Annotated in this window: 20 protein-coding genes; 9 read left to right on the top strand and 11 right to left on the bottom strand. The window is 67.1% G+C overall.

Features of this window, described 5'->3' with window-relative positions:
• The first annotated feature begins 144 nt into the window (after positions 1 to 144).
• Complete coding sequence (locus A6E15_RS05195) at positions 145 to 1,773, top strand: alkaline phosphatase family protein (protein WP_076144388.1); 1,629 nt, start codon at positions 145 to 147, stop codon at positions 1,771 to 1,773.
• Entirely contained in the window at positions 1,770 to 2,783 is a 1,014-nt protein-coding gene (locus tag A6E15_RS05190) for a lipid II:glycine glycyltransferase FemX (RefSeq protein ID WP_076144385.1), read from the top strand. Before A6E15_RS05195 ends, A6E15_RS05190 begins: the two co-directional genes overlap by 4 nt.
• 177 nt (positions 2,784 to 2,960) lie before the next feature.
• On the opposite strand, the gene A6E15_RS05185 is transcribed toward A6E15_RS05190, so the two are convergent.
• Together A6E15_RS05185 and A6E15_RS05180 are read right to left on the bottom strand one after the other, a co-directional pair.
• Entirely contained in the window at positions 2,961 to 4,388 is a 1,428-nt protein-coding gene (locus A6E15_RS05185) for a sodium-dependent transporter (RefSeq protein WP_076144383.1), read from the bottom strand.
• 227 nt (positions 4,389 to 4,615) lie between these two features.
• Positions 4,616 to 4,876: a MarR family transcriptional regulator gene (locus A6E15_RS05180; protein ID WP_076144380.1), complete on the bottom strand. Its 261-nt coding sequence runs from the start codon at positions 4,874 to 4,876 to the stop codon at positions 4,616 to 4,618.
• A gap of 256 nt (positions 4,877 to 5,132) precedes the next feature.
• On the opposite strand from A6E15_RS05180, the gene glmM reads away from it, so the two are divergent.
• Positions 5,133 to 6,458, top strand: a complete 1,326-nt coding sequence (gene glmM / locus A6E15_RS05175; RefSeq protein ID WP_076144377.1) for a phosphoglucosamine mutase — start codon at positions 5,133 to 5,135, stop codon at positions 6,456 to 6,458.
• 91 nt (positions 6,459 to 6,549) lie between these two features.
• Here glmM and A6E15_RS05170 read toward each other — a convergent pair whose 3' ends face one another.
• On the bottom strand, positions 6,550 to 6,756 hold the full coding sequence (locus A6E15_RS05170) for a DUF7563 family protein (RefSeq protein WP_066296984.1): 207 nt from the start codon (positions 6,754 to 6,756) through the stop codon (positions 6,550 to 6,552).
• A 660-nt stretch (positions 6,757 to 7,416) separates the two neighbouring features.
• Positions 7,417 to 9,228: a glutamine--fructose-6-phosphate transaminase (isomerizing) gene (gene glmS / locus A6E15_RS05160; protein ID WP_076144373.1), complete on the bottom strand. Its 1,812-nt coding sequence runs from the start codon at positions 9,226 to 9,228 to the stop codon at positions 7,417 to 7,419.
• Positions 9,229 to 9,756: 528 nt separating this feature from the next.
• On the opposite strand from glmS, the gene A6E15_RS05155 reads away from it, so the two are divergent.
• A complete protein-coding gene (locus A6E15_RS05155; RefSeq protein ID WP_066296993.1) occupies positions 9,757 to 9,942 on the top strand; it encodes a DUF5786 family protein in 186 nt (61 codons plus the stop codon).
• A 162-nt stretch (positions 9,943 to 10,104) separates the two neighbouring features.
• Here A6E15_RS05155 and A6E15_RS05150 read toward each other — a convergent pair whose 3' ends face one another.
• From A6E15_RS05150 to A6E15_RS05125, 6 genes are all read right to left on the bottom strand, one after another.
• Positions 10,105 to 10,851 carry a helix-turn-helix domain-containing protein gene (locus A6E15_RS05150; protein ID WP_076144372.1) on the bottom strand — a complete coding sequence of 249 codons (747 nt, stop codon included), beginning with the start codon at positions 10,849 to 10,851 and terminating at the stop codon, positions 10,105 to 10,107.
• A gap of 345 nt (positions 10,852 to 11,196) precedes the next feature.
• Positions 11,197 to 14,430, bottom strand: a complete 3,234-nt coding sequence (locus A6E15_RS05145) for a bacterio-opsin activator domain-containing protein (RefSeq protein ID WP_076144369.1) — start codon at positions 14,428 to 14,430, stop codon at positions 11,197 to 11,199.
• Between the two features lie 204 nt (positions 14,431 to 14,634).
• Entirely contained in the window at positions 14,635 to 15,057 is a 423-nt protein-coding gene (locus tag A6E15_RS05140) for a universal stress protein (protein ID WP_076144366.1), read from the bottom strand.
• 104 nt (positions 15,058 to 15,161) lie between these two features.
• Positions 15,162 to 15,857: a cytochrome c biogenesis CcdA family protein gene (locus A6E15_RS05135; RefSeq protein ID WP_076144363.1), complete on the bottom strand. Its 696-nt coding sequence runs from the start codon at positions 15,855 to 15,857 to the stop codon at positions 15,162 to 15,164.
• Between the two features lies 1 nt (position 15,858).
• Positions 15,859 to 16,401, bottom strand: coding sequence for a TlpA family protein disulfide reductase (locus A6E15_RS05130; protein ID WP_076144360.1), 543 nt, complete (start codon positions 16,399 to 16,401; stop codon positions 15,859 to 15,861).
• Complete coding sequence (locus A6E15_RS05125) at positions 16,402 to 17,118, bottom strand: SCO family protein (protein ID WP_076144358.1); 717 nt, start codon at positions 17,116 to 17,118, stop codon at positions 16,402 to 16,404. It lies immediately after the preceding gene.
• Positions 17,119 to 17,297: 179 nt separating this feature from the next.
• On the opposite strand from A6E15_RS05125, the gene A6E15_RS05120 reads away from it, so the two are divergent.
• A complete protein-coding gene (locus tag A6E15_RS05120) occupies positions 17,298 to 18,422 on the top strand; it encodes a DUF7350 domain-containing protein (protein WP_076144355.1) in 1,125 nt (374 codons plus the stop codon).
• A 1,843-nt stretch (positions 18,423 to 20,265) separates the two neighbouring features.
• On the top strand, positions 20,266 to 21,471 hold the full coding sequence (locus tag A6E15_RS05115) for a Cdc6/Cdc18 family protein (protein WP_076144353.1): 1,206 nt from the start codon (positions 20,266 to 20,268) through the stop codon (positions 21,469 to 21,471).
• Between the two features lie 224 nt (positions 21,472 to 21,695).
• On the opposite strand, the gene A6E15_RS05110 is transcribed toward A6E15_RS05115, so the two are convergent.
• Positions 21,696 to 22,886 (bottom strand): M24 family metallopeptidase, encoded by a 1,191-nt coding sequence (locus A6E15_RS05110; RefSeq protein ID WP_076144350.1) that lies wholly within the window; start codon positions 22,884 to 22,886, stop codon positions 21,696 to 21,698.
• Between the two features lie 477 nt (positions 22,887 to 23,363).
• Between A6E15_RS05110 and A6E15_RS05100 the strand changes: the two genes are divergently transcribed.
• The 3 genes from A6E15_RS05100 to A6E15_RS05090 all read left to right on the top strand — a co-directional run bounded on the left by A6E15_RS05100 (position 23,364) and on the right by A6E15_RS05090 (position 26,419).
• Positions 23,364 to 25,052 carry an alpha,alpha-trehalose-phosphate synthase (UDP-forming) gene (locus tag A6E15_RS05100; protein ID WP_076144345.1) on the top strand — a complete coding sequence of 563 codons (1,689 nt, stop codon included), beginning with the start codon at positions 23,364 to 23,366 and terminating at the stop codon, positions 25,050 to 25,052.
• A 3-nt stretch (positions 25,053 to 25,055) separates the two neighbouring features.
• Positions 25,056 to 25,895 (top strand): trehalose-phosphatase, encoded by an 840-nt coding sequence (gene otsB, locus A6E15_RS05095; protein WP_076144343.1) that lies wholly within the window; start codon positions 25,056 to 25,058, stop codon positions 25,893 to 25,895.
• A gap of 176 nt (positions 25,896 to 26,071) precedes the next feature.
• The gene (locus A6E15_RS05090; protein ID WP_076144341.1) at positions 26,072 to 26,419 is read left to right on the top strand and encodes a winged helix-turn-helix domain-containing protein; all 348 of its coding nucleotides are present in this window, start codon (positions 26,072 to 26,074) and stop codon (positions 26,417 to 26,419) included.
• Positions 26,420 to 26,565: the final 146 nt, after the last annotated feature.

The following is a 26,565-nucleotide window of genomic DNA, read 5'->3' as shown; positions in this document are numbered from 1 at the left end:
GGGTCAGCCCCGGTGGCAATCGGGGCTTACAGCCGCGCTGTCGATCGCGCAGTTCGCTCGCGTTCCGGGACGGTCGCTGCCAGCATCGGCTTACAGCGTACCAGTACTTGCATAACAAAGCCCGACCGGGGGTACAACGCCTCCATGGCAGGTTCGACGGACGGAGACGACCTTCGGCTGCTCGTCGTCGGCCTCGACGCGGGCTGTCTGCCGATACTCGAGCCGCTGTTCGAGTCGGGCGAGCTACCGACGCTACAGGGGTTGTTCGCGGAGGGGACGGCGGGACCGCTCGAGTCGCAGATCCCGCCGTGGACCGCGAGCGCCTGGCCGTCGCTGTACACCGGCAAGAACCCGGGGGAACACGGCGTCTACGACTTCCTTACCTTCGACGGGTACGACTGGGACGTAGTCAACGCGACCCACGTCCGGGCGCGACCGATCTGGGAGCTGTTGGGCGATCACGGCCGCTCGAGCGTCGTCGTCAACGTCCCCGTGACCCATCCGGCACGGGAGTTCGACGGCGCACTGATTCCGGGCTTGACCGCCCCCGAGGAACCGACCTGTCACCCGGAGGGGATCCTCGAGGACGTCAAGCTCGCATGCGGGGGCGAGTACTGGATCTATCCCCAGAGCGGGCCGGCACCGGACCGCTCGATCGAGGGCTACGAGCGGACGATCGAACTCCGGGGGAAGGCGTTTCGCTACCTCTCCCGGCGGTTCGCTCCCGACTTCGGCTTCCTGCAGTTCCAGCAGACGGACTCGGTGTTTCACGAGCGACCGGGGGACAGGCGGGCGATCGAGGCCGTCTACCGGGAAGTCGATCGACAGGTAGCCGAAACCATCGAGCGGACCGAGCCCGAGAACGTCCTGGTCGTCAGCGACCACGGGATGGGGAAAGTGACCGGCGACGAGTTCCGGCTCAACGAGTACCTCCGCGACGCGGGCTACGTCAGCGCCCGCAGCGGCGGCGAGGGGATGCCCGACTGGTCGAAGACGTGGGAGAACGATTTCCTCGAGGGCTCCGAGGCGAGCAGCCGGGAGCCAAGCGCCGTCGAACGGGCGCTGAACGCCGCCGCGACGGTCGGGCTCACGACCCAGCGGATCGCGGGCGCGCTCGAGCGAGTCGGACTGAAGGAACCGATCGGCAAGCGGGTTCCCAACGACGCCATCCGGGCGGCGAGCGAACAGGTCGATTTCCCCGACTCGCGGGCCTACGTCCGCTCGAAGAGCGAACTCGGCATCCGCATCAACCTCGAGGGGCGCGAGCCCGACGGGACGGTGTCGCCCGAGGAGTACGAGACCGTCCGGGAGGACCTCATCGCGTCGCTGTCGGCCGTCCGAACCCCCGACGGCGAGCCGATGTTCGATGCGGTCGAGCCGCGGGAGACCTACTTCGAGGGGCCACACGTCGAAGCGGCACCGGACGTGATGACGATCCCGGCGGACTTCGACAACGCGATCGTCGCCGATCTCGGCAGGGAGCGGTTCGGCGAGCCGATGGAGCCGTGGAACCACAAGCGCACCGGCGTCGTCGCGGCCGCCGGCCCGGCGTTCGACGCATCGGCCGGCCTCGAGGGGGCGACGATCTTCGATATCGCGCCGACGATCTGTTCGCTGTTCGACGTGCCGGTCGACGACGACATGGACGGCGAGCCGCTGCCGGCCGTCGACGGCGGTCGGCGGCGATCGTATCCGACCTACGATCCGGAGCCGATCACCGCGACCGACGACGGAACCGTCGAGGACCGACTTTCGGATCTCGGATATCTATGAGTATCGAGATACGACAGTTCGATCCGCGAGCCGACATCGACGAGTGGAACCGCTACGTCGAGCGGTCCGACGGCACGAACCCGTTCTTCCGGGCGGAGGCACTGGCGTTGCAAGGCGAGGAAACCGACACGACACCCCATCTGCTCGCCGGGTTCAAGGGACAGGAACCCGTCGGGGTCTTTCCCGTCTTCGAGTACGCGAAGGGACCGATCACCGGTGCGTTCTCACCGGCACCGCACTCGTGGACGAGCTATCTCGGCCCCGCCCTGCTGAACGTCGCGAAGCTCAAACGCCGCAAGGCGGATCGGCGGATCAAGCGCTTCCTCGAGGGCTGTCTCGAGTGGATCGAGGGGACCATCTCGCCGCTGTACAGCAAGTTCGTCACCGGTGCCGCGTTCGACGACGTCCGGCCGTTCCGCTGGAACGAATACGACGTCGTCCCCGGCCACACCTACGTCGTCGACCTCGAGGGCAGCGAGGAGGACCTGCAGAAGCGGTTCAGCAGCGACGCCCGGAGCAACGTCCGCAACGCCGACGACGACGCGTACGTCATCGAGGAAGGCGACGGCGACGACGTCGAACGCATCGTCGAGAAGGTCCGGCAGCGCTACGAGAGCCAAGGCCAGCCGTTCCGGCTGCGATCCGGCTTCGCGCGGTCGCTGTACGAGACGCTGCCCGAGGGCGCGATCCGGCCCTACGCCTGTCGGGTCGACGGCGAGTTCCAGGGCGGCATTCTCGTCGTCGAATCCGATCGAACGCGGTACCGGTGGCAGGGCGGGGTCAAACCGGACGTCGACGTCGGCATCGCGATCAACGACCTCCTGGACTGGCACGTCATGCGCGACGGACTCCGCGACGGGATCGAGGAGTACGACCTCGTGGGGGCCGGCGTCCCCAGCATCAACCGCTACAAGGCCAAGTTCAACCCCCGTCTCGAGACCCACTACGAGATCACGCGGGGCGCGTTCGGGATCGACCTGCTCGTCGACCGATATCAGAAACACAGGTAACGGTAGTCGGTGCTTTTTTCACGTTCCAGACTGTGGAATCGACTCCGTCGCGTTCACGGCACAAACGTCGGTTCGCACCGAGCGACGTGGCTTATACGGTTTCCTGTCGGTCAGTATCGGTGTCCCCGCGATCGTCCTGCGGGGACACCGGGAAACGGTGACGATAATCCGTATCAGTCAGTCCATACGCTCGCTCGGTTGCGATCGGTTCTCGGGGACGGAACGGCGGGCCACGAAGACGAGCGCCAGCATCGTCAGCAGCACCGCGACCAACAGCGGTCCCGTTCCCGTCGAGAACCCGACGATGGCCGTGACGTCGGCGTAGAACGTAAACAGGAGAAACGCCGGGAAGAGGGTCCCGATCGCGTATCGCCACGGGACCGCGAGCGGGCGTGAGAAGCGTCCCGCACCCTCGAGGTACTCCTCGATCGCGGCCGGGCCGAGGACCCAGGCCGTGTACGCCATGAACCCGGTCAGGCCGAGTGTCAAGAGGAGATCGACGAGCTGGTCCGCGAACAGCGTAAACACCGCGGGGCTGAACGCGTTCACGCCGCCGGTGAGGACGACCAGCGCGAACAGTCCCCGGGTCGCCGTCGACCGCTCGAGGTCGAACTCGTCGACCAGAAACGAGACCGGGATCTCGAGCATGCTGATCAGGCTCGTCAGGGCCGCGAGGAGAACGACGAGGAAGAAGACCGCGCCGAGGAGTCGCCCGGCGGGCAGGCTCGCGAACGCACTGGCGATCCCGATGAACAAGGCACCGGGGCCGCCCTCGGTCGGTCCCGGCGCGAACGAGAACAGCAGCGGGAACACCACGAGTCCGGCCAGAATGCCGACGCCGAGATTGAACACGGCGATAGCCGAGGCGTCGAGGGGCAGCGAGCGGTCGTCGTCGACGTAGGAGGCGTAGGTGATCATCGTCCCGCTGCCGATCGAGAGGGTAAACAGCGCCTGGCCGGCGGCCGCTCCCAGCACCGAGAGGAAGTTCGCCGCGAGGTAGGCACCGTCGAATTGGAGGTAGAACTCGTATCCCTGCACTGCGCCGGGTTGTCGGGCCGCCCAGACCGCGAGTCCGACGAGCAATACGACGACGCCGGGTATCATCACTTTCGTCGTCGCTTCGATGCCGCGTCTGACTCCCGCGGCGACGATCAGGGACGTGACCGCGAGGACGGCGAGCTGGTAGCCGAACGCTTCGGCACCGTAGCTGATCGCCGCGAAGTGGGTTTCGGGAGCCGCGAAATAGGCGCCCGTCGCGCTCTCGAGGAAGTACCGAAGGATCCACCCGCCGACGACGCTGTAGAACGACATCAGCATGATCGAGGTGACGACACAGAGGACGCCCAACGCCGTCCAGAGACGCGATCCGGCGAGTGATTTGAACGCACCCACTGGGTTCCGATTCGACCGTCGGCCGATCACGAACGCGGCCAGCAATCCCGGTACCCCGACGACGAGGACGATGAGCAGATACAACAGCAGAAAGGCGCTCCCACCGTTCTCCGCGGTCATCCAGGGAAATCGCCAGATGTTCCCCAGTCCGATCGCGCTGCCGACCGCGGCCAAGATGAATCCGGCCCGACTCGCCCAACTCTCACGTACCATCCTGTCTCAGGGAACCGACTCGGCGCGCATAAGATTTGTTTATCAGTGGCATAGCATAGTCGCAGTGACATGGAATCGGGGACTCCGAACACGGCGCGTGCCTCGGCCGGTCCGCAACCGTCGTCTCCGGGTTACTCGATTCGGTTACGATCGCATTGTCGAATGCCGAAGTCGTACTATTCGCTCCTGATAACGCGGCAGCGCCGGCGAAACGGAGGCTGTCGAGATTACTCGAGGATCCGGTACGTCGACTGGCGCGCGTCCTCGAGACAGACGCGACTGTCGACCAGTTCCCGCTCCTCGAGTTTCCCGAGGGCGTAGCGAACGGTTCGGGGACAGAGTCGCGATTCGGTCGCGATACCCTCCTGTGTGAGCGGTTCCTCGTACTCGAGGACCTTGTAGACGAGTTTCGAACTTGGCGGGAGGTCGTCGAGCGAGACGTCGGTCCCGGGGTCGTCACCGCGGGTGTCGGACTCGGTCGCGCTCATACGGTTCGACTCGATCGGACGGCCGCTGGCTGTGTCGGTCCCATGCTGTTCGAACCTACCCGCGTCGGTCATATATACGGCCCAGACAGTTCAGCCAGACAGGCGGATGCTAACCGGTCGCATCGACGTGATACGCGACCGGACGCGGACGGCCGCCCACGAACGCCCGCGAAAAGGGCGATCTCGGCCGACGCACACCACTCGCCGGCCGGTTAATCCACACATAGTAAGGCGCTCGCCCGACTCAGAGAATCGTATGTTCGGAACCAGCGGTATTCGCGGCCGGGTCGGCGACGAGGTGACGGCGGCGACCGCCCTCGAGGTCGGTCGCGCGGTCGCGTCCGAGGGACACGACCGCGTCGTCGTCGGGCGGGACGTCCGCGAGAGCGGGGCGATGCTCGTCGACGCCGTCGCGGCGGGACTGTGTGAGTGTGGCGCCGACGTCGTGACGGTGGGCGTCGAGGCGACGCCGACGGTCGCCCGTGCGATCGATCGCCTCGAGGCTGAGGCGGGCGTCGTCATAACGGCGTCGCACAACCCGGCGACGGACAACGGGATCAAGCTCTGGACCCCGTCGGGGAAGGCCTTCGGCCCCGACCAGCGCGAGGCGATCGAACGACGGGTTCGCGAGGACGACTACGAACTGGCCGACTGGAACGGGGTCGGCGACCGGGTCCGTCGCGAGGGTGTTCGCGAGTCCCACGCCAACGCGCTCGGAGCGGCGGTCGACCTCGAGCGGACCCCCGGCGTCGTCGTCGATATCGGCAACGGAACCGGCGAGGTGACGGCGTCGGTACTCGACGAACTGGGCTGTCGAGTACGGACGCTCGACGGACAGCGGGACGGCTCGTTCCCCGGGCGGCCGAGCGAGCCGACCGCCGAGACCCTCGAGACGCTGTCGACGCTGGTCGCGGAGACCGACGCGGAGATCGGACTCGCCCACGACGGCGACGCGGACCGGATGCTGGCGGTCGACGGGACCGGTGCCCTCGTCCCGAAAGACGTCCTCCTCGCGCTGTTCGCCCGCGACGCGGCCGGCGAGGGCGACCGCGTCGCCGCGCCAGTCGATACCAGCCTCGCGGTCGACGACGCACTCGCGGCGGTCGGCGCGTCGGTGACCAGAACGCAGGTCGGGGACGTCTACGTCGCCGAGCGGACGACCGAACCGGACGTGGTCTTCGGCGGCGAACCGAGCGGCGCGTGGATCTGGCCGACAGAAACGCGGTGTCCCGACGGCCCGCTTGCCGCCTGTAAACTGGTCGAACTGGTCGCGGAGCGGGGGGCGCTGTCGGATCTCGTCGGCGAAATCGAGCGGTATCCGATCCGGCGAACGTCGATCGAGGTCGAAGACAAGCGAGCCGTGATGGCCGCCGTCCGACGGCGGGTCGACGAGCGATACGACGAGATCGAAACGCTCGACGGCGTCAGAGTCGAGACCGGGGCGGGCTGGTTCCTGCTTCGTGCGAGCGGTACCCAGCCGCTGATCCGGGTCACTGCGGAAGCGCGATCACCGGCCGACGCCGACGGCCTGTTCGACACCGCCCGGTCGCTGCTCGACGAGGCCATCGCTTCGTCGACGTAGGCGGCGACAGACGACGGGAGAGAACGGGCGCGACGCGAGGTGTGGGCGGGAACGATGTGACGACGATCACGAGCGACGGCGAAAATAGTGATTATCTGGCTTCCTTCGGGATGAAATCGGAGGTCTTCATCTCGCGGTAGGTCGCACAGTCAGGACAGGCGTGGACGACGTCGCGGTTGTCGCCGAACACGCGAGCGAACTGACGGGTCACCTGATTACCGCAGTTGACACATCGGGGGGCTGTCGTTTGCTGGCCGGACGTCATGGGCGTCCAGTTGGCGGATGGATCCGTCGACATCAACAGCCCGTAGCGACAGAACGGTATTTACTATAGACCGCATAATGCCGGTCGTAGCCGGAGACCGCGACGCGGTCCCGGAACGGCTCGAGTCAGATGACTGTTCGAGGATCGGGAGTATGAGCCGCTGAGCAGCGAGAAATACAGTATTAAACGCGAGTAACAACGTCTTTATCGCCGCCGAAAGCCGCCCGCACTCCCACGAGCGAACGGCTTCCCGATCCGTGGTGTGAAACGTCGCCACGAGGCCGTCGACCGGGACCCGACTCGTCGCGAGCCGGTCGGATCGTGACCGATCGGCGAGCGGCGGAGCCGGGCCCGTAGCTATCAGGTGTGTCATTTATACGGGCAGCGAACACCTAGACTAACTGGAGGGTATCGATCGATACCCACAGTTCCGGTGATCGTCACCGGCGGCCTCGATCGGCAGCGTGACCCTCCGCGTTCGACTCCGACGTCGTTCGAGTACGGGTCGCGATCGACGGCGCCGTGTGGACCGGGCTACGGGGGTGGCCTCGGGTCCTGCGGCCTCGATGACCCCTGCTCGAGACCGACCGATCGGGTTTTTCGCCGTCGCGAAGTCGAGAACGGCCACGAGTGAGTCGAAACCGGAGACGACCGGCCGTGAAAATGGGGACCGACGGGAGTCGCCGGGACCGCCTACTCGACCGTGACGCTTTTGGCCAGGTTCCGCGGCTTGTCGATGGGACGGTCGAGGAGGTCGGCGGCGTGATACGACACCAGCTGGAGCTGGACGTTCGCGAGCAAGCCCGCCAGATCGGGTTCGGTGTCGGGGATCGAAAGATGGTCGTCGGCGGCCTCGACGGCCGGGTGATCGTCGGGACAGACCGCGATCACCGGCGCGCCACGGGTCTGTGCCTCTTCGGCGTTTTTCAGCGTCTTCTCGTCTTCCTCCCCGGTGAAGATGGCGAATACCGGCGTCTCCGGCGTCACCAGTGCCAGCGGCCCGTGTTTGAGTTCGCCCGAGGCGAAGCCCTCGGCGTGTTCGTAGGTGATCTCCTTGAACTTCAGCGCACCCTCGAGGGCGACGGGGTAGCCGAGCCCGCGGCCGATGAAGAAGTACGCCTCGCTGTCGCTGTACCGCCTCGCGATGTCCTTGGCGGCCGACTCGGCGAGAACCTCGTCGATGGCCGCCGGCATCGACTCGAGTTCCGGCAGGAGCGCCTCGAGGTCGGCCGGCGGCTCGCCCTGCAGATCGGCGGCGATGCGCTGGGCGAGCAGCGTGAGCATGACCGCCTGCGAGGAGAAGGTCTTGGTCGCGGCGACCCCGATCTCCGGGCCGGCCCGGATGAACAGCGCGTCGTCGGCCTCGCGGGCGGCCGTCGACCCGACGACGTTCGTCAGGGCGAGGGTGTCCGCACCCTCGTAGGCGGCCTGCCGGAGCGCGGCGAGGGTATCTGCCGTCTCCCCGCTCTGGGAGACCGCGATCACCAGCGTGTCGTCGTCGATCGGCGGGGACGAGACGCTGTACTCGTTGGCCAGCAGGGCGGTCGACCGGATACCCGCCTGATTCAGCGCCAACGAACCGTACAGCGCGGCATGATAGGAGGTCCCGCAGGCGACGAACTGGACGCTGTCGACGTCGGCGAAGGTCCCGGGTTCGAAATCGGCCAGCGCGATCCGACCGTCGACCGGATCGATCCGACCCTCGATCGCCTGTGACAGCGACGTGGGTTGTTCGTGGATCTCCTTGAGCATGAAGTGGTCGTACTCGCCCTTGCCGGCCTGTTCGGGGTCCCAATCCACGGTTTCGGGTTCGCGTACGACCGAGTTCCCCTCGAGGTCGGTGAACTCGACGCCGTCCGCGTCGACGACGACGACGTCGCCGTCCTCGAGGTAGATGACGCTGTCCGTGTACTCGAGGAAGGCGGGGACGTCGCTTGCGAGGAAGTACTCGCCGTCCTCCATGCCGACGACCAGCGGCGACCCGCGGCGGGCCGCGTAGAGGACGTGTTCGCCCGAGATCATCGCGGTGACGGCGTAACTGCCCTCGAGTTCGTCGATGGCCTGGCGGAACGCCCGCTCGCTGTCGTAGCCGGCGTCGAGGTAGTACTGGACGAGATGCGGAATGACTTCGGTGTCGGTGTCGCTGGTGAACTCGTAGCCGTTGGCCGCGAGCCGTTCTCTGAGTTCGGTGTAGTTCTCGATGATGCCGTTGTGGACGACGGCGACGTCCTCGCTCTCGTCGGTGTGCGGATGGGCGTTGGCGTCGGTCGGGGGCCCGTGTGTACTCCAGCGGGTGTGGCCGATTCCGACTTCCCCCTGGAGCGGGTCGCCGATCGACGATTTCAGTTCCTCGACCTTTCCGGAGCGTTTCTCGACGTTGATGCCGGAGCCGTTCTGGACGGCGACGCCCGCGGAGTCGTAGCCCCGGTACTCGAGGTTCTCCAGTCCCGTCAACAGCGGCTCGAGGGCGTTGCCGTCGCCGACGCGGCCGATGATGCCACACATCGGCGGCTCACCCCCCGTCGGGCCGGTGGTGACGTTCGTGTGGCCCGATCACGGTAGTTGCGCGTGCAGCGACGGCCCGACTCGGCTCCGACAGCGAGGAGTGACGTGGCCTGCTAGCACAGTGATCCAAAGCGAGTGTGCGAGATGACAACCGGTACGCGACCATGAGCCAAGGCACCGCTCCCGAACTCATTACTATAGACGGACTACTGAACGCCGTAATCTCCAGGTACTCGAGGCCTGAGTCCCGGTTCCGCCGGTGCGAATGTCGGGGGACGGAACTCCGTATCGAGTCGCTAGCACGACCGAACCGTCAGTCCCGGCCGCGCACTCGAGCGGTTTTGCCGAAGGCGTCGGACGACGGTGAAAAGTACGGAAAACGAACAGGGAGCCACAGATCGGGTACGGACGGCGAAACGATCGGTAAGGAGTAGAAACCGACCGGCCGGTTTTCGGACAGTTACAGCCGTGTTGACAGAAAAGGGGCAAAACCGGCACACCTTTTGCAGTGGCTGCGAACGGATGCGTATGGGTTTTGGTAGCTACGACGAATCCGAACAAAAAGAGCAGACTGCCGACGACGACGAGGACGTCGAAGCCGTCAACGTCCACGAAAACGACCACCAGGGCGAGATGTCGTTCGAGTCCGACGTGTCGACGGACGAGCTGGTCGACCAGCTCGGTGCGATGAAAGACGACGAAGACGACGAGTAACGCGTCAGCAGGCGGTCGGAACCCCGAATCGCTCGAGATCGCGGGGTCGTCGAACTGCTTATATTTCGGTTTTCTCGCGCGTACGTACCCCCCGTCGCTCGACCGGGAAGCGGTGGGACCGGACGGCAACGACACGTAACGCCGGCCGGCCCTGCGGCGCAGTTAGAGCGTCTGTGCGCAGAGTTCGCCGATCGCCCGTCGCAGTCGCTGGGAGACGGCCGACTTCGAGACGCCGAGTCGCCGTGCGAGTTCCTCCTGAGAGATGCCACGTGGCACCTCGAAGTACCCCTCCTCGTGAGCAACGGTGAGCAGTTCCTGTTGTTTGTCGGTCAGGGCGACGACGCCGTCGTCGTCCTCGTCGGATACCCGGAGGTGGTCGACGGTGACCGACACGTCGCGATCGCGGCAGTAGTCGTTGAACGAGACGAGCCGATCTCGGTCGGGAAAGCGGAGCTGAACCTGCCAGCCGGCCCGACAGCTCGAGCAATCGAGGAGGCGACCGCCGACGGCGGCGGTCGCGGCGGTGAACGTGACCGCGCGGTCGGTGAGGGTCACCCGGTAGACCAGCCTGTCGGGGTAGCGGTCGACGAGGACGGGATCGGTGACGGTAGGGTCGATCTCGAGTCCGGCCTCGAACGCCTCGAGGTCGGTTCCGTGGGCCGTGACGAACACGACGGTTCGGCCGGGTTCGGGCTCGGTCCAGTAGTCGGGTTCGACGGTGACGTCCGGGGCCCGACGGAGCGAGGGGGCCAGAAACAGCCGCGGGTGATCGAGCCGGAGCTGGGCGACGATACCGCCCTCTGCCGTCGAGCGAACGCTGCTCGCGTCGGCATCGGTTCCGTCGGCGTCGGCGTCGGCGTCGGTCACCGGCTCCGGACGGTCCTCGGCGTCGGCGATCTCGATGCTCACGGGACCATCCCCCGGCCACCCGGACGGCGGCTGTAATCAATTCTTACCTCGAACGCACTCATTGAATGGCTCATTAGGAGCCGAGTACATGGTCGTAGATGCTATACACGGAACCGGACGGGGAGCCGACGTCAATACGTATTCATTAGTCAGTTCGCTGTCTGGTTCGGCTCGAGCCGGAAAGAGTCTGTTACCCGACGGATCGGTCCGGTAAGACCGTAATACGTCCGGCCGGTCACCGACGCTATCCGGGTCGGACCGGTGACCGATGCTAGTTGGGTCGGCCCGGTCACCGCTGCTCGGAGTGGTGCGAGCGAGTCCGCCAGTTCGGCCGACGGCGATCGATCACTCCTCGTCGGCGTCGTCGAACAGCAACGCGAACAGTTTCCGCTGGGCCAGTCGGAGGTGGCGACTGAACGTCGGCTGGGAGATTCCGAGGGTGGCCGCGATCTCCTCGCCGGTGTGGTCGCGAGGCCACTCGAAGAACCCGCCGTGGTAGGCCGCCTCGAGCGTCCGCTGCTGTCGCTCCGAGAGGCGCTCGGCGAGGTCGTCGATCGCTCCCGCGGCCCGGGGCGGCCGCTCCCGCGTTCGGCGCGCGATCAGTTCCGTCCCCGGATGCCGCCGCTCGAGGGCCCGGACGAACGCGCGGACGTCGACGGGCTCGCCGAGTTCGATCGTGAGCCGGGTCCGGTCGTCGACCGGCTCGAGCGACCGGAGGACGCCGCCGTGGGCCGCGACGGTCCCGGCGACGGTGGGCGCGGCGAAGACGATCTCGAGGGTCGTCCGGTCGTCGGCGTCGCCGGCGATCGCGACCGATTCGACCGTCGACGCGGCCGCGACTCGGGACCGGATCGCGTCCGAATCGTCGCCCGACACCGAACAGTACACCGTCGAGCCGTCCGTCGACCGCAGGATCACGGCCCGAACGTCGATCGGCCGCTCGAGTCGGCCGGCGAGCGACGACAGCGGCTCGGTCTCGTCCCGGCAGACGACCTCGAGTTCGGTCACCCGGTCGGCGAGCAGCGCCGCTTTCGTCTCGATCGCACCGATCGCGGCGCCCGCGATCGCCCCGAGATGCGTACAGGCCCGGCGGGTCCGCTCGTCGAAGGGTCCCGGCCGCGTCGCGTACGCGGTCAGCGCCCCGAAGCGGAACTCGTCAGCGGTGAGGGGAACGCTCAGCGCCGATCGGAACCCGCGATCGCGCAGGCGTCGCCGCCACGAGTCCTCGCCGGCGTGGTCGGTCGTCTCGGCATCCATCGTGTCGTCGGTCGCGAGATCGTCGATCACGACCGCCTCGCGGGTCGTCGCCGCGGCGTGAGTCGGCGTCCCCTCGCTCCCGTCCAGCGCCACCGTCGCCGACTCGAGGAACGCCGCGTCGCGACCGGCCCACGCCACCGGAACGATCCGTTCGCGGCCGTCGTCGACGCGACCGACCCAGGCGAGCGCGACGCCGTCGGTCGCAGCCGGCAACGGAAGCGAGGCCACTCCCTCGCAGAGCCGTGTCTCGACGGCCTCGCGAGTCTCAGCCGCCAGTAGCGACCGGCCGAGGGCCCACAGTCGCTCGTCCCGGTCGACGACCGTCTCGAGTCGGTTGCGTTCGTGACGGCAGGTCCGAAGGGCGGCGGCACGGTCGCGGTCCTCGAGTGCGAGCGCTGCGACCGTCGACAGCGCCGCGAGCGCGTCGACGTCGACGCCGTCGAACGCCGTCGGCTCCGCGCTGGTCGCGAGGACGACCCCGTCGGAGCCGACCGGCACTGCGAGGACCCGCTCGGCCCGGAGCCCGGTGCGGGCGAGCGTGTCGGGAAACGCCTCGCGGTCGTCGACGGTCGGCTCGCCCGCCTCGCGGATGGACTCGAGGCGCGTCCCGCGGGGGTCGATCGCCGGCGGTTCGATCGACGCGTCGTCGCTGCCAGTGTGGTCGGCCGTCACGGTGGCTGCCGGCCGAAGGTCGTCGTCGGTTCCGCGGTACCAGACGGCGACGTCGGCCCCGACCCACTCGCCGACGGCGTCGACGACCGCCGTTCGGACGGCCGAGGGAGTTTCGGCACTGGCGAGTACCTCTGTCGTTCGACGGAGCATCGACACCGCGCTCGTCCGTGACCTCCGGCCGTCGCGGACGACACAGAGCGTTCGAGCCGCCGTCGACGCGTCGCGGTCGGTGCCGGAAGACAACGGTGCGACGGAAACGTCAACCGAGCGCGGTGGCTCGGTCGCGAGCGTCCCCGAGACGGGTTCCAGCCACCTGACGACCGGCGAGTCGGCCCGCTTCAGCACCGCCGCCGCGAGGTCGTCGTCGAACACCGATTCGAGGTCCCGACCGACCAGCGACTCCGTATCGGCCAGTTCCAGCAACGCCGGGTTCGCCAGCCGGATCGTCGACCCCTCGAGGACGGCGATCCCGACGTCGACCGCGTCGACGACCGACTCGAGGAGCGCGAGGCGGTCCCGCTCCGTCCGCACGGCGTCCGCGGCCCGGTCCCGGACGTGGATCGTCACGCCGTCGTCGCCGGGATGGACGGCGACCGCGACCGGCTCCTCGAGCGAGGGGACGGTCGTCTCGACGGCGGTGACCGAGCCGGTCCGTTCGGCCTCCCGGACGCGTTCGGAGAGGGATCGACTGAGGGCGTCCGGCAGCCGGTCCCAGAGGACGGTACCCGCCGGGAGCGGCTCGTCGGCCGTCGTCGAATCGAACCGCCGGACGAACCGGCTGGCTGCCGCGTTGGCGTACTGTACGTCGTCGTCCGCACCGAGGACGAAAACCGGGTCCGCGAGTCGATCGAGGCCCGTGCGGACGGGATCGGAACCGTCGGCGTCGGTGGGCGGTTCCGCGCCCGTCCGCGTCACGACGACTCCCTCGAGGGCCGGATCCGCGAGCCGGTTGGTACAGCTAAGCGTCGCGACCCGCCAGGTGCCGTCGGCGTGGCCCAGCCGAACGCTGGCCCGCTCGGTCGTCCCGGTCGGACCCGCGGCGGCGGTCGCGACGGCCTCGCGAACCGCCTCGCGGTCGTCGGGGTGGACGAGCCGCGTCAGCGCCGTTCGCTCGAGTTCGGCGGGCGTGTACCCCAGTCGCGACTCGACGGCCGGCGTCGTGTACTCGACGGCCCCCTCGGCGTCGACGACCCAGACGACCGCGTCGGCGGACTCGAGGACCGCTCGGTGCCGCGGAGCGGCCGCGGACGCGGCGCGGCGATACCGCTCGCGGTCGGCGGCGTTTCGAACGCGGGTCCGCAGGACGGTCGCCGACGCGTCGCTCACGACATCGCTGGCACCCGCCTCGAGCGCGCGATCGGCGTCATCCCCGTCGGCGAGCGCGACGATCGGCGCGTCGGTTCGGTCCGCCAGCCGCTCGAGGAGCGAGGGGGAGTCCGAGCGCTCGTCGGGGTCGAAGGGACAGACCAGACAGTGGACGTCACGCTCGGTCAGGCGCTCGCGGGCGTCCGCGGCCGTTCGCGCCCGCAGCAGCGATCGCTCCGCGAACGTCCCGGCGAGGGCGTCCATCGCGTCGTCGGCCGACCGGGAGTCGCCGACGATCAGGATACACGGCGAATCGCCGACGGCGGTCGTCGTCGCGTCGCTCACCCGGCGATCACCTCCGAGGAGTACCGCCGTGACGGCGAGACACGCCGGGCTCGAGCGGTCACAGTAGCGATTCCAACGTCTCCGGGCGTGTTAAGTATCGATCTCGTACCGGTGGGTAGCACCGGATTAGCCACGGAGACCGCTGTCGGGACCGTCTCAGTGGTCGGCATCGGCGAGCGAACCGGGGACACCGCGGGGGCGCGGTCAGGGTTGCTCGCGGACCGTCAGCACCGGTACCGGCGCGTTCCGGACGATCTCCTCGGCGACGCTGCCCGAAATCAGGTGATCGAGCCCGGACCGACCGGCCGTCCCGACGACGATCATGTCGACCGGGTTCGTCTCCGCATAGTCGACGATCTGCTCCTGCGGAACGCCGTGGCGAACGTCCGTCGTCGCCTCGACCCCGTCGCGTTCAGCGGCCTCTCGAGCGCGTTCGGCGGCCCCCGCGGCCTCGTCCTCCGGATCGGAGCGAAGTCGATCCTGTTTCTCCGTCGCCTGTGGCCCGTCCTCCGAGACCGACAGGACGTGCAGCGTCGCGTCGAGTCGGTGCGCGAGTTCGATCCCGTGGTCGGTCGCTGGCCGTGCGGCGTCGCTGCCGTCGGTCGCGAGCAGCAGATCCTGATACATGTCCCTGGATTCGGGAGACGGCGGCATAGGTTCCGGACCTGCCGTTGCCTGCTCGGACGGGGCGGGGACTCGAGTGAGAAGTGGGCCGACGGTCGGAACGACGCTCAGGGAACCAGCGCGGCGAGATCGATCGCGTCGAGGACGACGATCGCGAGGTACAGCTGTCCGATCCCGGCGACGATCATGACGACGCCCGCGATCCGTTTGAGCAGCCCGGTGTAGGCCGCGAGCCGGCCCGCGCCCGCGACCAGTCCCATCCCGGTCGCGACGGTCAGCGACACCATCAACACGACGAAGCTCCCGACGTAGGTCCCCAGCAGGACCGCCGCCGAGGTCGTCGGCAGCGACAGCGCGCGGGTGACCACGCCGAAGAACACCGGCGCGACACAGCCGGCCGCCGCCAGCGCGTAGCCGATCCCGAAGATCCCGAACCCGAGGACGCTCGAGCGCCGCTTGGGGAGCGCGACCGACGGCGACGGGGCGCGATCGAAGACGATCAGGAGGCCGAACGCGATCAGGACGACGCCGGCGACGACCTCGAACCAGGTGACGGCCGACAGCGTCGAGTGGCCCACCCAGAACGTCGCGCCGAGCAAGACGCCGAAGGTGATTAATACCCCAAGGCCGGCGATCAGCCCGCGGCTGAGCGCGCCGCCGAGCGATGCGCGGTCGCCGTCGGTCTGGCTGACGTAGAAGCCGACGTAGCCGGGCAAGAGCGGGTAGGAACACGGCGAGAAAAACGTCGCGATTCCGGAGGTCAGTCCGAACGCGATCGAGGTTGCGAGTGTGGCGTCGACCATGTTAGTTCTCGATCGCCCGTTCGATGCCGTCGACGAACTCGTCGGCGGACTTCTGCCCACTGTCGGACCACTGAACGCGTCCGTCGGCGTCGATCGCGACGGCGTAGGGAAGTCCCCCGATCGAGTACTGGGCGCTCAGGTCCCTGACCGGATCGATGCCGAGCGTCCAGTTCCCGTCGTGTTCTTCCCACCAGTCGACGACCTCTTCTCTCGTGACCGAGCCGCCGACGTTCTCGTTCGTGACCGACATGAACAACACGTCGTCACCGACTCGCTCGTGGGCCTCGATGAGATCGGGCATCTGCTCGGAACAGGGCGGACACCACGTCGCGAAGAAGTCGATGAAGGTCGGCTGATCGGACGCCGGCACGCGTACCTCGCCGGCCTCGCTACCCGGTGCCTCGATCGTCTCCACCGTCTGTGGGTCGACGGGGTCGGCGTCTTCGCTACTCCCGAACGAGGGGACACCGACGATAGCGACCGCGCTCGCGCCACCGACCACACCGAGGCTACCGATGCCGGCGAGTAGTTCCCGCCTGCGCATCTAGCCGTTCACCACCGTTTCGAAATCGTCGATGAGGCGGGATACCTCGACCGAGTGCCCTCTGACGTACACGCGTTCGACGATTCCCGATTCGTTGACGAGAAAAATATAGGGGAGATGCGGGAAGGTGTACTCGACGTTCTCGTAGTCGTGGTCGTAGTTCTTTTCCAGCGACTCCTCGGGGAGTCCGTAGGTCTCTCCGATGATCGACTGAGCCGTCTCGTAGCTCTCGGGCCGCAGGAAATGCCAGTTCTCGGCGTCGTAATCGACGCTGCGTCGGTCGGCGAACGTCCGTAGTTGCTCCGCGGTGTCCCGTTCGGGATCGAACGTCATCGTGAGAAACTCCGCCTCGTCCTCGTACCCGTTTTCGACCGCGGCCTTCTGTGCGCGTTGCAGTCGCAACGTCAGTGCGGGACACATCCCGTCCGGACAGTTCGTATAGATGAACGTCATCAACACGGTGCGGTCCCCCTCGAACTGCTCGACGGACACCGTCTCGTCGGAGAGGGGGTCCGGCAGCGTGACCGACGGGTACTCGTCCCCGTAGCTCGGATGAGTCGCCTCACTGAGGTCCGTCTCCGGCGGTCCGAGAACGGTGTCGGGATGGCCCGCGTCCCCGTCGTCGTTCCCGTTTCCTCCAAGCGCCTCACCGAGACAGCCGGCAATACTGGTGAGTCCCGCGATCCCGGCCGTACCGAGGTATGTTCGCCGGTCCATACTCGATCGGAAGGGTGGGCCGATGAAATGTTCATTGGTTCGGTTCCCGAAGAGCGGGCGCTCGGTCCCGACTCGAACCAGTCTCCGAGAGGGCGCGTGGTCACGATCGTGAGATATCCATCGACCGTTCGACTGGTGAACCAACAGGCGTTTTATCACCGGTTGCCAACCGTCTGTCGATGAACCGTCGGCGTTACCTCCGCGGCGTGGCCGGGATCGGAGCGGTCGGAACCGCCGGTCTCGCCGGCTGTCTCGAGGGGCTTGGCTTCGAGGAGGAATCGGCGTGGGCGAATCCGCCGCTGGTCGAAGACCGTCCCGACGCCGTCTACCTGCCGGCGTCGCTCGAAGAGATGGGCATGTACGGCATGGACAGCGACGGAGATTACGCTCTCGGGCTCTCGTACACATTTCCGCATCGATTCTGGACCGTCGAGGCAACCAGCGATGGCAAACAGCTCGTCGAGGTCGACGCCGACGACAGCCTCCATCTCATGCTGACCGTCTGGGATCAGGAGACGGACACCGTCCTTCCGGTGGATCCGGTCATCGAGGTGTTACAAGACGGGTCGCCCGTCGACGCCGGCAGCTCGTCGCCGTGGCCGATGATCTCCCAGCGGATGGGGTTTCACTACGGCGATAATATCCGCCTCCCCGGCGAGGGGGAGTACACCGCCCGCGTCCGTACTGGTCCCGTCTCGCTCGAGCGAACCGGCACGTTCGACGGTCGACTCGAGTCGGCCGCGACCCTCGAGGTCGACTTCGAGTACAGCCGCTCGGCGGTCAACGACCTCTCGTTCGAGACGATCGACGAGGACCGGCGAGGGAGCCGCGAGGCCTTGCCCCTGATGTCCCACGGCGATGACGGGGCCGGCAACGGGTCCGGAGACGGGGGCGGCGGCATGCCACCGATGGGGCAAGGGCCGCCGATCGACGACCTCCCCGGCGAGTCGCTGGGGACCGAACGCAGCGGCGACGCGGCGATCACCCCGATTAGGACTGACGCCGACCGATTCACCGACGGTGGCGACTACCTAGCGGTCTGTCTGAGAACGCCGTATCACGGTATTAGCCTCCCGCTGACGTCGCTGTCGGCGACCCTCGAACGAGACGGCTCGGTCCGTCGGGAGGAACGATTAACCGAGACGTTAGACGGCGAATTCGGTCACCACTACGGACTTGCGGTCGACGATCTCGCGGCCGGAGACCGACTGACGGTGTCCGTCGATTCCCCGCCACAGGTGTCCCGTCACGACGGCTACGAAACGGCGTTTTTCGAATTCGACGACGTAACGTACACGGTCTGACGGCCCAGAACCGTTCTCCTGTCGGCCAAGTTAGCGTCCGCGTCGGTCTCGGGTCGACGCGTCGCCGTCGCGGAGTAAATCCGATCATAGCGGAGACAACCGATCCGAAACGAACGGACAACCGATTCGAAACCGACTGCAAGAGTACCGTACGGTTCCGATAACTATCGGGGAGTACCGAATACGGCCGACGCATGTCCCTGACAGGCAATGCGGATATGGACATCGGCTGCCCGGCGTGCGATGCGACGGTCGTCGCGTCCGTGCCGCCGGGGCCGGGAATCCACGCGGAGAGCGATTCGAACCGGTTACTTGGGAAGGAAACCCGATGTCGGAACTGCGGCCACGAATTCGAACTCTATTACTATTGAACGGGGCGTACGGGATCGCTCGACCCACTGGTTCCCATCGGACTCCCGTTTTTTGCCCGTCTAATCCCCGTTTCTCGGCTACTTTCTCGGACGGTTCCGGCCCGAGCCCTCGGACGAACTGGAACCGGAACAGCTGGGGTCGTGTCCCGCTATAGTCGCCACTGCACGTCCGATCGCACGACGGCCGTGAGATCGGTGTATAAATCGTTTCAGCCGTTACTATCGTTCGGACTCGAGCGGCGGACTACCGGTTCCAGCGGCCGTGTCCCACACCGTGTTTCCGGTGAAATACGACGGGACGACCGGGACCAGTTTGGCATGGCCACGTGGAAACACACCGGGTTTCCGGTGGACAGGATCGAGTTTCCAGTGGACAGGAGCGAGGGGTAGGAATGATCGTCGAGGAGATGACTTGGTTCGGCACCGATACGGGCTCCACGGCCCGGTCCGATTCATAGTGGGGTCGGATCGGCGATAGCCGTAGGGCCGAACCGACAGAAACGACGGGTTCGAACACCGGGTTTCCGGTGAATCAGCGGGGGTGTTCCCGAATTCGCGTTCCGGGGCGGCGCTGTTTTCCGGGATCGCGCTGTTTTGCCACCGATTCGGTGACGTGAGAACCACCGTCTCGACGTGGCGGCCGACTCCTGGTCGAGTTCGACCACTCACCTCTCGATGAGCGCGGTAGTTCGACCACTCGCGCGGTCACACCGTGTTTCCGGTGAAACAGGACGAGGCCACCGCTCGAGAGCGGTGTGGGGAGACACACCGTGTTTCCGGTGAAGTTGTCCGTGGCTCAGGTGCTTCGCTTTCGATGCGTTCTCGGTGAATCGACTCGGACCGATCGTTTGCCCACGGCGACCGATCGACTCGCAGCGACCCGGTAGACCCGACGCCACCGTAGCCTCCAGAGAGAGGGTAATTGACTGATTGGATGCCCAAGAGAACATAACAGTTCCCGTATTAGTCGACTGCAGTTCCCGTACTAGTCGACTGCTGTCCCCTACTGCTATAGATACATATAAGTGATAGATATGAGTATAGCCCATTGGGTTAATCGAAAGGTATTCTCGAGAGGAATCGAGAGTGGATGCAGTCGAATCAGTGGGTTGTGCCAGCGGCGCTTGCAAGGGATGAACCGATCGTTCGTCTCGACTCGAGCTGGCTCGTCCGTCCTGAGCGGCCGTATTTCGAGCCGTCCCACACCTGGTTTCCGGTGAAACGAACCCCGACTTCGACTCCGCCCCACCCCACACTTATCCCGTTTCACCGGAAACACGGTGTGTGTCCGCGACCGATCAGCGATCGCAACCGAGGTCCCGGCCTCGAGTTTCCGGGCGAGGACGGAACAATCGGGCCGCCAGTTCGGGCCGTAACTGACCTCTCGACGCCGAACACGATCCGTACGACCGACTCTCGTCTCGTCGGTACGGAACGGAAGGGCTATTTCACCGGAAACCCGGTGTCCGACTATGTCGAGTTCCGGCGACGACCTGTTCACTCGCGACGACCCGATCTTCGAGAACAAGGAGCTACTCGAGATCAACCACCTGCCCGAGGAAGGGCGGATCGTCGGCCGGGACGACGAGATCGCCGAACTCGCGAACGCGGTCAATCCGGCGATCTTCGGCCAGAGTCCGAGCAACCTCCTCATCTACGGGAAGACGGGGACGGGTAAGTCCCTCTGTGCGAAGTATATCTCCGAACGGCTCGTTCGAGTGGCAGAGGACGAGGGAATCACGTCGGCGTTCGCCTACGTCGACTGCGCACAGGACAACACGGAGACCCAGGCAGTTCAGACGATCGCGCACACGTTGAACGAGCCGACGATTACCGACGTCAGAATTCCGGACAAAGGCCTGAGTACCTCGACCTACTACAAGCGCCTCTGGACGGTGCTGGACGCCCAGTACGACGTCGCTCTGGTTATCCTCGACGAAGTGGACAAGCTCGACGACGACGACATACTCATGCAACTCTCGCGCGCGGGCGAGGCCGGCAAACTCGAGTCGTGCAAGATCGGCGTCATCGGGATCAGTAACAAGATCAAGTACAAAGATCGGCTCGACGAGCGGGTCAAGTCCAGCCTCTGTGAACGGGAGTTCGTCTTCCCGCCCTACGACGCGACCCAGCTCCGGGACATCATGGAGGCCCGCAGCGACGCGTTCAAGGACGGCGTTCTCGAGCCCTCCGTCATCCCGCGAGCCGCCGCACTGGCCGCCCGGGAACACGGCGACGCGCGCAAGGCGATCGACATCCTGCGCTACGCCGGCGAGATCGCCCAGTCGGAGGGCCACGAGACGGTCCGCGAGGAGTACGTCGTCCAGGCCCGCGAGCGGGCCGAGACCGACCGGTTCCGAGAACTCATCCGCGGCTCGACGCCTCACTCCCGCTACGTGTTACAGGCCCTCGCGGTCCTCTCGCTCAACACGCCCGACGAGGACGGGTTCCGGACGACGCGGATCTACGACGTCTACGAGGAGATCTGTCGCCAAGAGGGCTCCGACCCCCTCTCCCTGCGCCGCGTCCGCGATCTCCTGAAGGAACACGCTTTCCTCGACATCCTCGAGCAGACCCGCCGCAGCGGCGGCAGCGCCGAAGGTAGCTACACCGAACACCAACTGCTCGAGGACCCGGAGGTCGTCCGAACGGTCCTCGTCGAAACCGACGAAACCTAACGCGAGTGGGCACAGCGCGAACGGGCACGGCACGAACAGGTGACGGACTCGCGAGACCGGTATGTGTCGGTCAGCGACCGACACGTAGCGACCTGTCAAACCGTCAGCGGGAGTCCCCTACCGTCGACATTTCACCGGAAATTCGGTGTCCCGTCCCGTTCGTCCGCCTCGTCACCGTTCGACCCGAATCCGGTCCCGTCCCCACTCGGTTCGCCGACGACCCGTCACTGACCGGTCTCCCAGCCCCGCGGCGTGTCGTTCAGCCGTTCGGCCCCGTCCTCGGTCACGACGACGAGGTCCTCGATCCGCACGCCGAACCGCCCCTCGAGGTAGATCCCCGGTTCGACGCTGAAGACCATGCCGGGCTCGAGTTCGCGGTCGTTGCCCGCGGCGACGTAGGGCGGTTCGTGGACCTCGAGGCCGACGCCGTGGCCGGTCCGGTGGACGAAGGCGTCGCCGTAGCCGGCGTCCTCGATGACTCCTCGTGCGGCGCGGTCGATCGCTCCCGCGGTCACGCCCGGTTCGACCGCCTCGACGGCGGCCGCCTGTGCCTCCCTGACGGTCTCGTGGACGCGCTCGTACGCCGCGGGCGGCTCGTCGCCGACCACGATCGTCCGCGTTTGATCGCCCGGATACCGCCCCACAGCAGTCGCCGCACTTCCCTCGAGGTCGGCCGCGAGGAAGGCCCCGAAGTCCAAGACGACGGGGTCGCCGGCCCTAATCTCCCGCGAGCCGCTGTGGTGGTGCGGCCGCGCGCCGTTCGGCCCCGCGGCGACGATGGTTTCGAACGCCGGTTCGTCGCCGCCTTCGGCGGCGAGCAGGCGGTCGATCTCGCTCGCCAGTTCCGCCTCCGTCGTTCCGATCAGGTCGGTGCCCCGTTCCCGGATCTCGAGCGCGACCCGGTCGGCGATCGCCCCGGCCCGCCGCAGTGTCTCGAGTTCGACGTCGTCTTTCCGGATCCGGAGCGGCTCGAAGACGGCCCCCGCGAGTCCGAACGCGGCGTCGGGACACAGCTCCCGCAGGTCCTGCGTGAACGTCGCCCACATGCGGTCGTCGACGAGGACCGTCGGCGGCTCCCGATCCGCCGTCGACGAACCGCCCTGATCCCGCTCGAGCGAGTAGTCCTCGAGGACCGCCGCGACGGCCTCGAGCGGGTCGTCCGCGTCGGTCCAGAACCGGCGTTCGAGGTCCGGAATCGGAAGCTCGGACAGTTGCGCCTCGTACATCGCCGGAGCGACGATCGCGGGGTCGCCGTCCTGAGGGACGAACAACAGTAGGTGCCGCTCCGAGGGCGACTCCTCGAAGCCGGTCAGGTAGGTCAGATTCGGGCTCGGGAAACAGACCGCGAGGTCGGCTCCGTCTGCCGCGAGCCGGCGCTTGCAGGCCGCGATGCGGCGCTCGAACGGTGGTTCCATGAACGGGTGTTCGCTCGGGCGGTGAATCAACGTTTGGTTAGTCGGTCAACGTTTGGTCAGTCGGGTGTGAAAGCGGCTCCCGACGTGAACAGCGGCTCAATGATATCGACCGTCCTGCTATCGTAGCAACACGGAGTGACCACGCCCTCCCCAGCCGATTCGCTCGCTGCTCACGGTTCCCGTTGGTCACCGTTCGCTTTCGAGACCTCCCTCCGGTCGGCCTCGCACCGCTCGCTCATCCCTCGCGCGGTGTCGTCGGCCGTCCTCGTTGGCACTCGTCCGGCCGACAGCGCACGCCACCGCCAGTCGTTTCCTGATTCCGACGACTCGAGCCAGCTCCGAACGCGATAGTTTCCCGACGGGACCGTCGCCACGAATGGACGGTCACTCGAGGGCGAACGCCGTCGGGAACGTATTAACCCCCCAGCGATGGCAGGCCGCGAAGCAACCCGTCGGGGCGCTGTGGGATTACAGCGAATGCGAGTTACCGAGCGGTTGTCGTCGACGGCTGTACGGAATCGACAGCGCCGGGCCGGCGGGCGGGGACGAACGGACGACGAGTCCGCGACCGACGGGCCGAACTGTCCCGGTTCGCTGATCGTCGTCTCGAACCGGCAACCGTATCGTCACGAGTACGCGGCCGCGTCCGACACCGAGTCCGCAAGCGACGGCGCGGAACCGCCGACCGGGACCGACGGCGGTACTCGTCAGAGCGCGGCTGCGGGGGGCCGGTCGATCACGGTCGACGAGCCGACCGGCGGGCTGACCGCCGGGCTCGATCCAGTCGTCAAGCGGACCGACGGGACGTGGATCGCCTGGGGCGACGGCGAGGCGGACTTCGACGTGACCGACGAACGAAACTGCGTCGCCGTCCCGCCCGGTGAGGAGGCCTACACCCTCCGCCGGCTCGACCTCTCGGAGGAGGCCGTCGACTCCTACTACTACGGCTTCAGCAATCGCGTCCTCTGGCCGCTCTGTCACGGCTTTCCCGACCTGATCGAGGACCGATCGAACGACTTCGAGTGGTACCGGACGGTCAACGAGCGGTTCGCCGACGCGGTCGCCGACCACGCGACGGCCGACTCCGTGATCTGGCTGCAGGACTACCACCTCGCGCTCGCACCGCGGATGATCCGGGAGTCCGTGCCGGCCGGTGCGACCGTCGCCCACTTCTGGCACATCCCGTGGCCGTCGCCGCCGACGTTTCGGCAGTGTCCCGCCGGCGGCCGCGTCCTCGAGGGACTGCTCGGCAACGACCTGCTGGGCTTTCACCTCGAGCAGTACGCGGATCGGTTCCTCGAGTGCGTCGACCGGTTCTTGCCGGCCGCGGCGGTCGACCACGACCGTCGGACCGTACGATACGATGGGGGACGGACCCGCGTCGTCGCGACGCCGATGGGGGTCGACGCCGAGGCCTACGATCGCGACGCGCGCTCGGTCGACGCCGACCGCCTCGCCGAACTGCTCGAGGAGTACGATATCGCGCCCGACGCGACGCTCGGGCTGGGCCTCGACCGGCTCGACTACACCAAGGGGATTCCCGAACGGCTGGCGGCCATCGAGCGGTTCTTCGAGCGAAATCCCGGCTGGCGCGGCGAGTTTACCTTCCTCCAGAAGGCGACCCCCTCGCGGACCGACATCGAGACCTATCAGCGCCACGGCGACCTCGTCCGCAGCGAGGCCCAGCGGATCAACCGTCGCTTCGAGACGGCCGACTGGCGGCCGATCGCCTACACCGAAGACTACCTCTCGACCGACGACATCTGTGGGCTCTATCGGCGCGCGGACGCGATGGTCGTCAGCCCGCTGGTCGACGGGATGAACCTGGTCGCACAGGAGTACGTCGCGGCCAGCGTCGACGGCGACGACGCGCTGGTGTTGAGCGACCGGACCGGCGCACACGACCGGCTCGGCTCCCACGCCCTGACGATCGACCCGACCGACACCGAGGAGTTCGCCGCCCAACTCGAGGCGGCGCTCTCGATGCCGGGCTACGAGCGTCGGCGGCGAATGAACACGCTGCGCCAGCGCGTGTTCGCCGGCGACCTCGAGTCGTGGATGGCCACGCAGTTCGACTGGTTCCGACGGCTCCACGGCGATCCGAACCGGACCGATGCGGACTCGGACACCGACTCCGATTCGCGGGAACCCACGCCGCCGGTGTAGCGAATGGACGGCCCCGAGTCCGGAACCGCCGCTGCCGAGTCCCCGCCCCGGCCGCTCGAGGAGCGACTGCCGGCCGTCCGAGAGACGCTCGCGAACGCCGAACGATTGCTGGTCTGTCTCGATTTCGACGGGACGCTCGCGCCGATCGTCGAGGTGCCCGACGCGGCCCGACCGACCGAAGACAACCGCCGTGCCGTCGCGAGGCTCGCCGCCCATCCGGCCGTGACGACGGCGGTCGTCAGCGGCCGGGCGCTGCGGGACGTCCGCGATCGCATCGACGGGCCGGCGATCTACGCCGGCAACCACGGCCTCGAACTCGCGCGACGGGGATCGATCGCCGTCCATCCCGTCGCGCGAAAACGGGCCGCCCGAATCGAGCGCCTCTGTGCGGTCTTCGAGACCGCTCTCGCGTCGATCCCGAACGTTCGGGTCGAGAACAAGCGCCTGTCCGGGACGGTGCATTTCCGGTCCGTACCGCCGGCCGCCCGCCCGGTCGCCCGTCGGCTCACGACCGCCGTCTTCGAGGCGTTCGACGGCGGCGATCTCGAGCTCTCCCGCGGGAAGCGCATCCTCGAGATCGGGCCGTCAATCCCGTGGGGCAAGGGGAACGCGGTCGAGTTGATCGCGGCCGACGAGCCGCCGGGGACGGCCGCCGTCTACGTCGGGGACGACATCACCGACGAGTCGGCGTTTCGTGCCGTCGAACCGGATGGGATCGGGATCCAGGTCGGCGGCGACGGCCCGTCGGCTGCCTCCTGTCGGGTCGAGTCGCCGGCGAGCGTCGCGTCGTTGCTCGCCCGACTCGCCGACGGCGTGTCGTCCGGCCTCGAGCGGCGGCCCTGAGTCGGACCCGAACCGCCGACGGTCGTGCCGCCGCTCCCGCTCGGCAGCGAGGGCCGATCCGGCCGCCTATTCGACCGTTCGACATTTCCGAAAACAATACAAATCAGAAATTTGTTGTTGGGAGCGGAAAGTATTAGTTACCACTGGAAACATAGTGTGGACGAGTGTGAACGAGTGTGAAACTCCGACAGCCAACTGATTTCCTGGTCCTCGAGGCGCTCGAGGACGAGGGGCGAAACGTCGCGACGAACCTCGCGGCGCATACGGGGAAGAGTCGAAAGAACATCAACACCAGACTGCCGGTCCTCGAGGACTACGGGTTGGTCCGGAAGATCGGCCCCGCCGAGCGCTCGGGGCTCTACGAGATCACGTCGGCGGGGAAAGCGGCGGTGGTGTATCGCGATCAGTACGACGAGGTCGACGACTTCGAGGCGCTGATCGAGGGGCCAAACGCCGACACCGACGGGGAAGGGGACCGGGCGAGTTTCGTCCGTGGGGGCGACGACGCCGACGACGGTGAGTAACGTTCGTTCTCCGCGCACCCGCTCCGTACCGACCGAACAACCCACGGTTCCGTAGCCCCCGGCTCGAGCAGCCCGCAAACCGGGTAGCCGCCGGCTCGCAGACCGATCAGGCGCGACTCGAGCGTCGGTCAGTCGACGGTTCGGGT

Source organism: Natrinema saccharevitans (assembly GCF_001953745.1).
Taxonomy (GTDB): Archaea; Halobacteriota; Halobacteria; order Halobacteriales; family Natrialbaceae; genus Natrinema; species Natrinema saccharevitans.
This window is presented reverse-complemented; position numbering and strand designations above follow the sequence as displayed.